At 44.4% G+C, this 13378-nt stretch carries 11 protein-coding genes, 1 pseudogene and 1 riboswitch; of the genes and pseudogenes, 7 read left to right on the forward strand and 5 right to left on the reverse strand.

Annotation, left to right across the window (positions count from 1 at the left end; translation table 11 throughout):
* Positions 1 to 32 precede the first annotated feature (32 nt).
* Together thiT and C232_RS18425 are read right to left on the reverse strand one after the other, a co-directional pair.
* Positions 33 to 623, reverse strand: coding sequence for an energy-coupled thiamine transporter ThiT (gene thiT, locus C232_RS0105660; protein WP_018662186.1), 591 nt, complete (start codon positions 621 to 623; stop codon positions 33 to 35).
* 53 nt (positions 624 to 676) lie between these two features.
* Positions 677 to 777: riboswitch (TPP riboswitch) on the reverse strand.
* 52 nt (positions 778 to 829) lie between these two features.
* Positions 830 to 1509: pseudogene (locus C232_RS18425) on the reverse strand (SOS response-associated peptidase).
* 301 nt (positions 1510 to 1810) lie between these two features.
* Between C232_RS18425 and C232_RS0105670 the strand changes: the two are divergent.
* Complete coding sequence (locus tag C232_RS0105670; protein ID WP_018662190.1) at positions 1811 to 3397, forward strand: ABC-F family ATP-binding cassette domain-containing protein; 1587 nt, start codon at positions 1811 to 1813, stop codon at positions 3395 to 3397.
* Positions 3398 to 3505: 108 nt separating this feature from the next.
* Here the strand turns inward: C232_RS0105670 and C232_RS20455 are convergent, their stop codons facing one another.
* The 3 genes from C232_RS20455 to trhO all read right to left on the reverse strand — a co-directional run bounded on the left by C232_RS20455 (position 3506) and on the right by trhO (position 7382).
* The gene (locus tag C232_RS20455; RefSeq protein ID WP_018662192.1) at positions 3506 to 5068 is read right to left on the reverse strand and encodes a glycine betaine ABC transporter substrate-binding protein; all 1563 of its coding nucleotides are present in this window, start codon (positions 5066 to 5068) and stop codon (positions 3506 to 3508) included.
* Entirely contained in the window at positions 5049 to 6200 is a 1152-nt protein-coding gene (locus C232_RS0105680; protein WP_018662194.1) for an ABC transporter ATP-binding protein, read from the reverse strand. The genes C232_RS20455 and C232_RS0105680 overlap by 20 nt, the downstream gene beginning before the upstream one ends.
* A gap of 210 nt (positions 6201 to 6410) precedes the next feature.
* Complete coding sequence (gene trhO, locus C232_RS0105685; RefSeq protein WP_018662195.1) at positions 6411 to 7382, reverse strand: oxygen-dependent tRNA uridine(34) hydroxylase TrhO; 972 nt, start codon at positions 7380 to 7382, stop codon at positions 6411 to 6413.
* A gap of 203 nt (positions 7383 to 7585) precedes the next feature.
* On the opposite strand from trhO, the gene C232_RS0105690 reads away from it, so the two are divergent.
* From C232_RS0105690 to yidC, 6 genes are all read left to right on the forward strand, one after another.
* The gene (locus C232_RS0105690) at positions 7586 to 9679 is read left to right on the forward strand and encodes a DNA topoisomerase III (protein ID WP_018662197.1); all 2094 of its coding nucleotides are present in this window, start codon (positions 7586 to 7588) and stop codon (positions 9677 to 9679) included.
* Positions 9680 to 10002: 323 nt separating this feature from the next.
* Positions 10003 to 10893, forward strand: coding sequence for a YitT family protein (locus C232_RS0105695; RefSeq protein WP_018662199.1), 891 nt, complete (start codon positions 10003 to 10005; stop codon positions 10891 to 10893).
* 107 nt (positions 10894 to 11000) lie between these two features.
* Entirely contained in the window at positions 11001 to 11243 is a 243-nt protein-coding gene (locus C232_RS0105700) for a YkuS family protein (RefSeq protein WP_018662201.1), read from the forward strand.
* A gap of 146 nt (positions 11244 to 11389) precedes the next feature.
* On the forward strand, positions 11390 to 12094 hold the full coding sequence (locus C232_RS0105705) for a Crp/Fnr family transcriptional regulator (protein ID WP_018662206.1): 705 nt from the start codon (positions 11390 to 11392) through the stop codon (positions 12092 to 12094).
* A 175-nt stretch (positions 12095 to 12269) separates the two neighbouring features.
* The gene (locus C232_RS0105710) at positions 12270 to 12560 is read left to right on the forward strand and encodes a hypothetical protein (protein WP_018662208.1); all 291 of its coding nucleotides are present in this window, start codon (positions 12270 to 12272) and stop codon (positions 12558 to 12560) included.
* 26 nt (positions 12561 to 12586) lie between these two features.
* Complete coding sequence (yidC, locus tag C232_RS0105715) at positions 12587 to 13369, forward strand: membrane protein insertase YidC (protein ID WP_018662210.1); 783 nt, start codon at positions 12587 to 12589, stop codon at positions 13367 to 13369.
* The last annotated feature ends 9 nt before the right edge of the window (positions 13370 to 13378 follow it).

The following is a 13378-nucleotide window of genomic DNA, read 5'->3' on the forward strand; positions in this document are numbered from 1 at the left end:
AAGCAGCCAAACATACTGGCTGCTTCCAAAATTTATGCCGCTTTTCTATTGTGATGCTGGTATTTTGTCAATAACTGGGGGGCAACGCTGAAAAGGATAACAGAAAGCACTGCGCATAATACGGCATTCCCTATCATCGTACCGCCATTTAAAATCAATGAATACATAAATGCAGATTGTCCGGGAGGTGCGTATGATCCCCAGAACACAATGCCGGCGATAAAATGCCAAAAATAACGTGCAGCACTGCCCAGCAAAACCGCCATACAGATCCAGAATGACATTTTCGTCCTGCTGCCCTTTTCGTAACTGCTCCGGATGAGCGGGGTTAATAATCCTGCGAAGGCGGTGAATGAAAAGGCAACCGGGTATTCTAAAATCCCCTGTACCGGATTTAAAATATCCCTTGCATCACCGGTTATGAGCTGCAAAAGGCTCCAGACAAACCCCGAAGCCAGGCCCGCCTTCAAACCCCACCGGAAGGCAATAACAAATACCGGCAGCATCGCAAATGACAAAGAAATGCCAGATGTCACCTTCACGGACGGCAGCATGTCCAGCACCATCGCGAAGGCCGCGAAAATCGCCGCTTCAATCATCGCCTGTAAACTTAAAGTCTTCATAAAAAAATCCCCCTTTTTGGTATCAATGAACATAACGAACCCTTGGGAGATAAAAGAAATGTATTCCACATCCCTACGCTAGTATTAACTAACAGGTTCAAAGGGTTAGAACAAAATGTTCACTCTCAGCTAAAAAGCTCCCCTTGTGGTTACGTTCATTCAATTGTCATTCTTAATATAAACTTCTTTTTCTAAAATTTCAATTCTTATGTTTGTTTTTTTGGAAGAAGCAGTTCCGGGGTATTGTTTTTCGGCGAATTTACGAGATCCGGGACTTCATAGGCTTCCATTTTGCTGCTGTCATAAGGCTTAAGCAATGGCAGCAGTTCATCCGGATTCGTGAGGCGCGGATCGAGCCATTTTTCTTCATCTTCTTTTCGCAATATCACCGGCATGCGGTCATGGATTTCAGCCATTAACCCATTTGCCTTGGTAGTGAGAATGGCACAAGTAAAGACCGGTTTTCCGGACGCGTCCACCCACTTATCCCATATTCCCGCCATCGCAAACAGCTTGTCTTTTTTCAATCGGATCCGCATCGGCGTATTCGTGCCATTTTTCCGGTTCCATTCATAGAAAGAATCTGCTATAATGAAACAACGTTTTTTCCGGAATGCTGCCCGGAAACTTGCTTTTTCAGCAATGGTTTCGCTGCGGGCATTGATCATTTTATATCCGGCGGCAGGATCCTTTGCCCACGAAGGGATAAAACCCCATTTCAAAAAGCCTAATCGTTTTTTTCCGCTCCGTGAATCACAGCGGCAACCATTTGGGATGGCGCAACATTATAGCTGGGCCGGTAATTCTCCGTGTCAAACGCAGCCTGTGCTTCAAACCGCGCTTCGATTTCCTGCAGTGGCACTGTTAAAGTAAACCGTCCGCACATAAGCAACCCGCCTTTTCAAATTGAATGGTTACTCTCATTTTAGCGGAACTTTGGAATAAAGAAAAATAAAGTGAAACTTCAAATCAGTGAGAGGTTCCACTGATGGTTAGTTGAACGGTTTACAGGCAGCACGCTTTCCAACCATTCTTCTTCGTATCCTGAATCTTTTAGCCGGGAGCCTTACTGCCCGTTAAGAGTGAGACAAGAAGATGGCAAAAAGGCCTTACCCCGTTTAAAATAGAAAAGAGATTTCAAGTTAAGAAACATTGCAAGAATATAACAATAAATTGGAGGTCATGATTTGATCACAGTAAACAATGTCAGTTTGCGTTACGGAGACCGCAAGCTTTTTGAAGATATCCATATAAAATTTACGCCCGGGAATTGCTACGGATTGATTGGGGCAAACGGCGCCGGTAAATCCACGTTTTTAAAAATCCTCTCAGGCGAGCTGGAACCGCAGACCGGCGATGTGCAGATAACACCGGGGGAACGCCTGGCCATCCTCAAGCAAAACCATTTTGCTTATGAGGAGGAGGAAGTGCTGAATGTTGTGATGATGGGGCATGCCCGGCTGTATGAAATCATGCAGGAAAAAAATGCCATTTATATGAAAGCAGATTTTACTGATGAAGATGGCATCCGCGCCGCCGAGCTCGAAGGCGAATTCGCTGAATTAAATGGCTGGGAAGCGGAATCTGAAGCCGCTATTTTACTGAAAGGCCTTGGCATTGGCGAAGAATCCCACCATAAGAAAATGGCTGATTTGCCCGGGTCAGAAAAAGTGAAAGTCCTGCTCGCCCAAGCTTTGTTCGGCAAGCCGGATATTCTGTTGCTGGACGAACCGACAAACCACCTGGATTTAAAAGCGATCCACTGGCTTGAAGAGTTTTTGATCGGTTTTGAAAACACCGTCATTGTCGTCTCCCATGACCGCCACTTTTTAAACCGGGTCTGTACACATATCGCCGATCTTGATTTCAGCAAGATTCAATTGTATGTAGGAAATTACGATTTTTGGTATGAATCAAGCCAGCTGGCATTAAAAATGGCGCAGGAGCAGAACAAAAAGAAAGAAGAAAAGATCAAGGAATTGCAAAATTTTATTGCGCGGTTCAGCGCCAATGCCTCAAAATCGAAGCAGGCAACTTCACGGAAAAAAATGCTTGATAAAATTTCGCTTGACGAAATCAAACCATCATCGCGCAAATACCCTTATATCGCTTTTACACCGGACCGTGAAATCGGCAATGACCTGCTGCAGGTGGAAGGCTTAACAAAAACGATTGATGGCGTCAAAGTCTTAAACAATCTCAGTTTCACCATGAATAAAGGCGATAAAATCGCACTTGTCGGCGATGAACTTGCAAAAACCACGCTTTTTAAAATCCTTGCCGGCGAGATGGAAGCGGACAGCGGCACATATAAATGGGGCGTGACAACTTCACAGGCCTATTTTCCAAAAGACCATTCCGCCTATTTTGAAAACAGTGACTTAAACCTCGTCGATTGGCTGCGGCAGTATTCACCGCAAGACCAAAGTGAGAGCTTCTTGCGCGGATTCCTAGGCAGAATGCTGTTCTCAGGCGAAGAAGTGAAGAAAAAAGCCAATGTGTTATCCGGCGGGGAAAAGGTGCGCTGCATGCTGTCAAAAATGATGTTGAGCGGCGCCAATGTACTGTTGCTGGACGAACCGACAAACCATTTGGATTTGGAGTCGATCCAAGCCCTGAATAACGGCCTCGTGCGCTTTAAAGAATCGATTCTCTTTGCTTCATTCGACCACCAATTTGTGCAGACGCTGGCCAATCGGATTATTGAGTTAACCGCTGACGGCATGATCGACAAAACCATGACCTATGATGAGTATCTGGGGCTGGATGCTTAAATTCCTGCAAATTAAAATATAACAAAAGTAGGCTGCAGAAACAGGGGATGCTCCCCTGATTCCGCAGCCTTTCATTTATGCCTGATCGTTCCTTTACAACAGCATGTGCTATTTCAGCAATCCTTCCTGCTCAAGAAATTCCTGTGCCACATCATCATAGTCTTTCTTTTGCAAATCTACCTTCGCATTAAGCTCTTGCATTTTTTCATTGTTGATTTTTCCCGCAAGCAGGTTGATCACATTTTTCAATTCCGGATGTTTCTTTAAAACCTCTTCGCGAATAACCGGTGCAGCATTATACGGCGGGAAAACATGCTTATCATCTTCCAGCACATATAAATGGAAGGCTGGTATCCGCCCGTCTGTTGTGAAGGCATCAATGACATCTGTCTTACGGTTTTTCAACGCCGTGTACATGATGCCTGCGTCCATTGTTGATGTGTTTTTAAATTGAATGCCGTACGCTTCTTTTAACGCCGGGTACCCGTCTTTTCTTTCCAAAAATTCCGCTTCTGATGAAAAATTCAATGCCGGCGCTTTTCGTGCAAGATCTGAAATGGTTTTGATCTTCCATTTCTTGGCATCATTTTTTCGGATTGTCAGCGAGTACGTGTTATTAAAGCCAATCGGTTTTAGCCAGACGATCCCGTACTTATCTTTAAATTGCTTTTTCACACGGTCATAGACCTTGTCCGGGTCTGTTGACGTGGCATCTTCTTTCAAAATATTGACAAGTCCGGTACCGGTATACTCAACATAAAGATCATAATCTCCTCTTGTCATGCCTTGAAATACCGGGGTCGTGCCGCTGACAAAGGATTTATAATCAACGTTTAGATTCGTGCGGTTTTCAATCAATTTTCCATAAATATGGACGAGGATTTCTTGTTCGGTGAAGTTTTTGCCGGTTATCACGATCTTATCAGAAGCCTGCCTCGCCCGGTAAACACCGAAAACAGCAGCACCAATAATAATGGCCGCCAGGATGGCTGTCAGCACAATTTTTACGTTTTTGGGAATTTTCCTTCTTTTTACACCTGGTTTTGCCCGGCCTTCAATGCGCATTAATACCTGGTCGATCACAATTGCAATGACGGCTGAAGGAATGGCGCCGGCTAAAATCAGGCCGGTATTGTACGTTTGCAGCCCTCTGAAAATCAGATCGCCAAGACCGCCGGCACCGATTAACCCTGCCATCGTTGCCACCCCGACAACCAGGACAGAAGCCGTGCGGATCCCGCCCATGATCACATTGAGAGCAAGCGGCAATTCGACAATCCATAATACCTGCCTGCTTGTCATGCCCATGCCGATTCCGGCCTCCACTGTACTCCGGTTCACGCCCAAAATACCCAGGTATGTATTCCTCAAAATCGGCAAAAGCCCGTAAATGGTTAAGGCCACAATCGCCGGCGGCTTACCTGTTCCAATAAAAGGCACAAGAAATACAAGCAGTGCAAGGCTTGGAATCGTTTGAACCGCCGAGGCAACCCCAATGACCGGATCAGCCAATTTTCTGTGCCGGGTTAGAAAAATGCCAAGTGGTACCGCAATGGCAATGGCTATCGCAATGGATATCAAAGACAAATACAGATGTTCAACCAAAAGGCTCCAGATTTCATCCCATCTGTTCGTTAAAATGCCGGATGCTTCATTCCAAAAGGTTTTCATTTTCGGCCGCTCCTTCCTCCACCGGGAATTGGCTCGCAACATAATTGACAATGCTGGAGCGGTTTATGATCCCTCTCACCACTTCGTCCCGGTCAAGAACAGGAATAAAGCCTGTTCTGGATTCATTTACCATCTGCAATGCTTTTTCAGGTGTATCGTCAACAGAAATGGTTGGATAATCCTTTTGGATAATATCTTTCAACGTTAAGTTTTCATCTGCATAAGCTCTTCTCATATCCCATATATTGACCACGCCGTAATATTTTTTATTACGGTCTTCTATTACCAAATGGTCAACCCGTTTATGGCGCATAAATTTTAAAGCTTCGGCAAGCCCTCTGGTCGGAAGAGCGGTTACCGGGGGGATCATGAATGTCTCTAAATTCGGCAGAACAGCGGTATCCTGCAAACGTTCTTCGCCGATAAAAGTACGGACAAACTCGTTTGCAGGGTGGCGCAAAATCACTTCCGGTTTATCCAGCTGGACAATTTCCCCGCTTTTCATCAAACAAATACGGTCACCGATTTTTATTGCCTCGTCCATATCATGGGTGACAAAAACGATCGTTTTTTTCAATTCCTGATGCAGCCTTGATAATTCGTCCTGCAGCTGTTCACGGCTGATTGGATCAAGCGCGCTGAAGGGCTCATCCATTAAAATTACTTCCGGCTCGGCTGCAAGCGCGCGGATGACACCGATCCTCTGCTGCTGGCCGCCCGAAAGTTCACCGGGATAGCGTTCCCCCACCTCTTTTGGGTCCAGTCCCACCATTGCAATCAGCTCATCTACTTTATCAACATACTTTTTTTCATCCCATTTTTTTAGTTTCGGCACAAGCCCTACGTTTTCCCGGATGGTCATATGCGGCATAAGCCCGATTTGCTGGATCACATATCCGATATTCCGCCGCAATTGAACCGGGTTTTTCTTTGAAATGTCTTCCCCATCAATCAGAATTTTCCCGCCTGATGGCTCTATCAGCCGGTTGATCATTTTCATTGTCGTCGTTTTTCCGCAGCCGCTTGGACCGATTAAAACAAGCAATTCATCATCCTGGATGGTAAGGTTCAAATCTTTAATGGCAGTAAACCCGTCCCCGTACTTTTTTGAAACATGTTGAAACTCAATCACGCATTTCACCTCTTTATATTAATAATAAAGCTAAAGCAGTCATCGACTTACAGAACAGCTGCCCGGCCACGCCCGTATACTTTTAAATGTAATTTTATTCCATAATCAGCCAGTTAGCAAGCCAAACAGTTTACCTGCCCCTGATATATGCACCTATATCTTGTCCCTATATAAAAAAAGATAGCCATTATCAAGCTATCTTTTTTTCGTTTATTTGCCTATTGCTGTATCTTCTTCAATGACACGCAGACGCTCCGCGATTTCCGCTTCTGTCATATTGTGTTCCTTGACATACAGGTTGTTTGGGGAGACCCGGCACTCATGCGAACAGCTCCGCATATATTTATGTTCATTTTCTTCCGAGCATAAAAATTGCTTGTTGCATTCCGGGTTTGCGCAATTCACATAGCGTTCACAAGGTTCGCCGGTAAAATAGTCCCTGCCGACAATGACATGTTCTTTGTGGTTGACAGGAACGGCAATCCGCTGGTCAAAGACATACAGTTTCCCATCCCAAAGCTCACCCTGCGTTTGCGGGTCTTTTCCGTATGTGACTATCCCGCCGTGCAGCTGTGCAACATCTTCAAATCCCTCTTCCAACAGCCAGCCCGAAAACTTTTCGCAGCGGATACCACCGGTGCAGTATGTTACAATTTTTTTGCCTTTCAGCTCATTTTTATGTTCACGAACCCATTCCGGCAGTTCACGGAACGTTTTAATATCCGGCCGTACTGCCCCCCTGAAATGGCCGAGGTCATACTCATAATCGTTGCGCGCATCCAAAACAAGTGTATCTTCATCACGGAGCGCTTCGTAAAATGCTTTCGGCGACAGGTATTTGCCGGTTTTTTCATTTGGATTAATATCCCGTTCAAGGCGCAATGTGACAAGCTCTTTGCGCGGGCGCACATGCATTTTTTTAAATGCATGACCCTCTGCTTCGTCTTCTTTAAAAACCATGCTGGCAAAACGCGGATCATTGTGCATCATTTCCTTATACTTTTCTGTCTGTGCAACCGTTCCGGAAACAGTGCCATTGATCCCTTCTTTCGCGACAAGAATGCGTCCCTTTAACCCGGTCTCTTTGCAAAACTTTAAATGTTCCGCTGCAAATTCTTCCGGGTTTTCAATTTCAACATACTTGTAATACAATAATACTCTGTACGGTTTTGTTTTCTCCACTTTCTTTACCACCTATCGATTTATATTTGCAAGATATAATGTAGGCTGGATTTTCATACACTCTTCTCTTACAGAGATGTATTTTAACAGATTGCTGCCGGGATTTCAAAAGTTTCCACTGTGGCTATGGAATGAATAGGATTTTGTCCGCGGGTTTGTTTACGTTATACTAGATATATAGGAATAGAAAGAAAGGTGTTCACATGAAATCACTCGTTTTGGCAGAAAAGCCGAGTGTCGCCCGCGAATTGGCGCGCGTACTCGGCTGCAAGGATAACAAAAAACGTTATATTGAAGGCCCGAAATACATTGTCACATGGGCGCTCGGCCATTTGATCGAACTGAAAATGCCGGAAGACTACGATCCAAAATATAAAGAATGGCGCATGGAGGATCTGCCGATTATCCCTGACAAGATGCGGACAAAACCAATCCGGCAAACGTACCAGCAATATAAAGCAATTGAGCAGCTTGGCAAAAGAAGCGATATAAAAAATCTGATTATCGCAACAGACGCCGGCCGGGAAGGCGAACTTGTCGCACGCTGGATTTTGGAAAAAATGCGCTGGAAAAAACCGGTGCAGAGGTTGTGGATTTCTTCGCAGACAGATAAAGCAATCAGAGACGGTTTTAATCATTTAAAACCGGCAAAGCAATACGACCACTTGTACCAATCCGCTGTCTGCCGCAGTGAAGCGGACTGGCTGATCGGATTGAATGTGTCGCGCGCTTTAACTGTAAAATATAATGACCCGCTGTCTGCGGGGCGCGTCCAGACACCTACCCTCGCCATGGTATTGGAACGGGAAAAAGAAATCCAGTCGTTTGTGCCGAAAAAATATTGGACGCTTGAAGCCGTCGCGGGCAAACTGCAGGTGACTTATGAACAGAACGGCGAAAAACGGCTGTTTGACGAGCAGAAGGCAAAGGATTTGTACAATGCGTTGTCAGGTCAGACTGCAGAAGTCACGGCTGTTGTCCGCAAAGAAAAAACCGAACAGCAGCCTCTGCCGTACGATTTAACCGAGCTGCAGCGTGACGCGAACCACCGCTTTGGTTTTACCGCGAAAAAAACGTTGAATGTGCTTCAGAATTTATACGAACAACATAAGCTTGTCACTTATCCGCGGACAGATTCGAAGTACTTGACAAAAGACATGGAAAACACAATGTATGACCGCCTGCTTGCATTGAAAGATGCTTATAAAGAAGAAATCCAGCCGGTTCTCGGCCGGAGAGGGAAAATCATGGCCAAACGTGTTATTAATGATGCAAAGGTGACCGACCACCATGCGATCATCCCGACTGACCAGCGTCCGTCCTTGTCTTCTTTATCGGCGGATGAGCGGAAATTATATGGTATGATCGTGGTTCGGTTCCTGACTTTGTTTTATCCGGTGCACCAGTACGACACCATCCAATTTAAATTAACCGCAGCAGGCAGCACGTTCACCGGAAAAACAATCGTCCAGAAAAACCCGGGCTTCACTGCCATTCTGTATCAAGATGCCGGCCGGGAAAATCAGGCGCTCATTGCGATCAAAAAAGGAAAAACATTTAAACTCGAACAGCTCCTGCTCAAACCGCATTTAACAGAAGCACCAAAACGCTTTTCGGAAGCGGATATCCTTTATAAAATGGAAAAATTCGGGCTCGGTACGCCGGCAACGCGTGCAGAGATCATCGAAAGGCTCGTCACCTCCGAAACGATCCAGCGTGAAAACGGCCGCTTGGTGCCGACACCTAAAGGCAAGCAGCTGATTGAGCTTGTCAATGACGAGCTGAAATCCCCCGAGCTGACGGCAAAATGGGAAAAACAACTGGAATCGATCGCACGCGGAAACGGAAACCCGAAACAATTTCTGGATACGATCCGCAAAGAAACGGCCCGCCTGGTGCGCGAAGTACAAAACAATGAGAAAAAATACCACGCTCATAATTTAACCGGAACCAAATGCCCGGAATGCGGTTCTTTAATGAAGGAAGTTCACGGCAAGGATGGAAAGATGCTCGTTTGCTCAAACCGCGAATGCCGGTTTAAAAAGCGCAAAAGCCCGAAACTGTCCAACCGCCGCTGCCCAACCTGCCATAAAAAGATGGAAATCCATCATGGCAAATCCGGTTTGTACTTCCAATGCCGGCATTGTAATATTGTCCAAAAAGCAGAGGATAAGAAAAAAACCGTATCCAAACACGAGGAACGGAAATTATTGCAAAAGTATACCAAAAAAGAGGAATCATTTGGCAACAGCCTGGCAGATGCTTTCAAGTCTGCTATGAAAAATGACACACTTTAAAAGATCCCTAAAACCGGCAAGCCTGCTTGTAAAGGCTTGCCTTTTTATCCAAGCATATCAGTTTCCTTTCTTTATTGTTTGTAATATAATTAATATATAGACATTTAATGATTACTTCCCATTTTCATTATTCCTCATCTTTTCTCATCAGCCGTTTGAAAGTTCTTTTGTGCAAATCGGCATCGGTTTTTCAGGCCAATTTTTAAAGGAAATACTGCCATTATGCAAAAAACAGACTGTTCACCCGGCACGATAGATTTATGGGCTATGTTCATTCATTCACATGAAAAGCAAATAAAATTCTAACTGGAAAGGGGATAGCTATGGAAGAAGCGATAATTAAACAGTATCCAATGAAACCTAAAAAAAACAAATTGGCGGCATTAGTCAAACGTTTTTTTATTGTCAGTGCCGGCGCCATTATCATGGGGGTCGCCCTGGAATTATTTCTTGTGCCAAACAAGATTTTAGACGGCGGCATCACAGGCATCTCGATTATTCTTGCCCACTTAACCGGTTTGAAACTTGGTGCACTCATTTTCATTTTAAACCTTCCGTTTTTCTATATTGGTTATAAACAAATCGGCAAAACATTCGCACTAACCACACTCTACGGCATCGCAGTGATGTCAGTAAGCACCTTCCTTTTAACGCCGGTTAAAGTATTCACAGATGATTTGCTGTTATGCACCGTTTTCGGCGGTATGATTCTCGGAATCGGGATTGGGCTTGTGATCCGGTTTGGCGGCTGCCTGGATGGGACAGAAGCGCTAGCCATTTTATTAAACAAGCGGCTGCCGTTCTCAGTTGGGGAGATTATTCTCTTCATCAACTTATTTATTTTTACCTGCGCGGGCTTTGTATTCAGCTGGAAGTATGCAATGTATTCGGTTATTACCTATTTTATTTGCACGAAAACAATTGATGTCGTCGTGCAGGGGCTGGATGAATCCAAATCGGTGTGGATCATCAGTGATCAAATGAATGAGATTGGCGATGCCATTATGGCCAGGCTTGGGCGCGGTGTCACCTATTTAAATGGCGAGGGTGCTTATACAGGCGACAATAAAAAGGTCATATTTTGTGTAATTACCCGGCTGGAAGAAGCAAAATTAAAATCGATTGTGGAAGAATTCGATTCCAGCGCCTTTATCGCGGTCGGGAATATTTCTGAGGTGCGCGGCGGCAGGTTCAAGAAAAAGGACATTCATTAACCTGGACTTTCCAATCAGGCTGCCGGCATCCTGATTTTCCCAAACCGCCGCGGCATGCATATTTGGCCCTGTTAAAGCCACCCTATATTCCAGGGAGGTGCATTAAAATGGCGAAAATTGGTGTTGAACAATCTCTGACAGATGTACAAGATGCCTTAGCAGAAAAGGGCTATCAAGTTGTGCCATTGCAGACGGAACAGGATGTGAAAAACTGCGATTGCTGCGTCGTCACCGGTTTGGACAGCGATGTGATGGGAATAGAAAATACGGAGACAGAAGGATCTGTCATTGAGGCATCCGGTCTCTCTGCCGATGAAATCTGCCGGATCGTTGAAAAAAGACTTCAATAAAAAGCTTTTCCAAAAGAATTTCCTGTACGCTATCCGGTGGAACAGGAAATTCTTTTTTATCTTGTTTTACAGCATTCTACTATGTACACGCTGGAAATGAAACTTTATAATAAAATGAAGAGATGCGCTAAAAAGCAGGTGATACCATGATAACAGAAATTGACATGATCCGGAATAATGAAGCGCTTCTGGAAAAACTTTTATCCCTCTCCGGCCAGGAATTTTGGATAAAAAAAGGCCAATATTTATTCCAGGAAGGGATGGAAGCGGACGGAATCCATATGATTATACACGGGAAAATTCAAGTCGGAAAAATAGCTTCCGACGGGCGGGAACTTGCCTTCAGCATTTGCAAAGAAAATGATCTATTAGGTGAAGATGCGCTTTTTTCCTATTCCGGCACTTACCATGTAACAGCAAAAGCACTTGATGACAGCCGCATCTTCTTTATCCATAAAAAGACGCTGGAACAGGGGCTTTTAAAAGAACCAGATTTCATGATGGGCTTGCTAAAGCGGCTCAGTGACCAGTACAGGAAAAGCCAGACAAAATTCCGCGATTTAATTTTATATGGAAAAAAAGGCGCATTATACTCAACTTTAATCCGCCTTGCCAATACATTCGGAAAAAAAGTTGCAGACGGCATCCAGATTGATTTTCAATTAACCAACCAGGAGCTCGCCAATTTTTGCGGGACTTCCCGTGAAAGTGTCAACCGGATGCTCAGCGAATTAAAACGCGATCAACTGATTTCCCTGAGAAATAAGCAAATCGTTATTCACCAATTGGATGAATTGAAGAAAGAAATCAACTGTGAAAACTGCCCGGCACTGTATTGCCAAATCAATTAAAAAAGCAGGAGAAGGCCCCATTAAGCAATGGGCCTTTTTTTCATCATGAAAACGCCCCGGCATTCAAAAACCTTAGGATAATATCCGCTTATATGTTAGAATAGTGGATGCTGATTGTAAAAAACAAGGAATTACGCTATACTTTGACTGATTACTTTAAGGTGAGTGAAAATCATTGACTCAAAATTTGCTTGATTTTATGAATGACCCTGCCATTTATATGCTTTCTTTTCTCGTTTTAACGGCTGGTTTAATGTATCTCGGCCGCTTAATCGGGAGACCTAATGCCTATTTTGCAGCTAAACCGGCGGCGTTACTGATAGACCGCTCGTTTCAGGACACGACGGTTTTAAATTGCGGCAGCCATTCAGTGATTATTTGGATTTTAAGCTGTGTCAGACTGAAAACATATCCTCCTGAAGATCCCGATGCTGTTCACCATTCTCCACTTACAGCACATGCATAGAGAACATCATTTAAGGAGGATATTTCATGAAAAGATTTTTTAATTTATCATTTTTAATTGTGGGTCTGCTTTTCGTACTAAGCGCGTGCTCCAGTTCAGCAGGCAGTGCAAATAACGATGGATTTCTATACCATTATTTTGTAAGCCCGTTTGCCGTTGTCATCAAGGCGACAGCCCAGATGTGCAACGGCGATTACGGCATTGCAATTGTCATCTTGACACTTGTTATCCGTCTGATCCTGATGCCGTTGACTTTGCATACGTATAAAAACCAGCAGATCATGAAAGAAAAAATGGACAAGTTGAAACCTGAAATGAACGAATTGCAGAAAAAGATCAAAGCAGCGAAAACAAAAGAGGACCAAGCGAAATTGCAACAGCAAATGATGGGTTTGTACCAAAAGCACGGGGTCAATCCTTTAAACATGGGCTGTCTGCCAATTCTGATCCAAATGCCGATATTAATGGGCTTTTACTATGCAATACGCGGATCAAAAGAAATTGCCACCCATTCATTTTTATGGTTTAACCTCGGCCATGCCGACCTGCCCATGGCGATCCTTGCAGGTATCATTTATTTGGTCCAAGCCCAGATTTCATTGGTCGGGCTTCCGGAAGAACAGAAAAAACAAATGAAATACATGACATTAATGTCACCGATCATGATTTTATTCGTTTCCTTTTCCGCCCCTGCAGTACTGCCGCTTTACTGGACGGTCGGCGGACTGTTCCTCATCGGACAGACGCTGCTGGCGAAAAAGTTTTATCAAACCCATCCGCCTAAAGAAAATACAGAATCAAATTCTTAATGTATGCAT

It is taken from the genome of Heyndrickxia acidiproducens DSM 23148 (assembly GCF_000374345.1).
Lineage (GTDB): Bacteria > Bacillota > Bacilli > Bacillales > Bacillaceae_C > Weizmannia > Weizmannia acidiproducens.

Bases quoted from the DNA above. Each gene is read 5' to 3' on its own strand.
- yidC (WP_018662210.1), top strand. From the start codon at position 12,587: ATGAAAAGATTTTTTAATTTATCATTTTTAATTGTGGGTCTGCTTTTC.
- C232_RS0105690 (WP_018662197.1), top strand. From the start codon at position 7,586: ATGAAATCACTCGTTTTGGCAGAAAAGCCGAGTGTCGCCCGCGAATTG.
- thiT (WP_018662186.1), bottom strand. From the start codon at position 623: ATGAAGACTTTAAGTTTACAGGCGATGATTGAAGCGGCGATTTTCGCG.
- C232_RS0105700 (WP_018662201.1), top strand. From the start codon at position 11,001: ATGGCGAAAATTGGTGTTGAACAATCTCTGACAGATGTACAAGATGCC.
- C232_RS0105695 (WP_018662199.1), top strand. From the start codon at position 10,003: ATGGAAGAAGCGATAATTAAACAGTATCCAATGAAACCTAAAAAAAAC.
- C232_RS0105705 (WP_018662206.1), top strand. From the start codon at position 11,390: ATGATAACAGAAATTGACATGATCCGGAATAATGAAGCGCTTCTGGAA.
- C232_RS20455 (WP_018662192.1), bottom strand. From the start codon at position 5,068: ATGAAAACCTTTTGGAATGAAGCATCCGGCATTTTAACGAACAGATGG.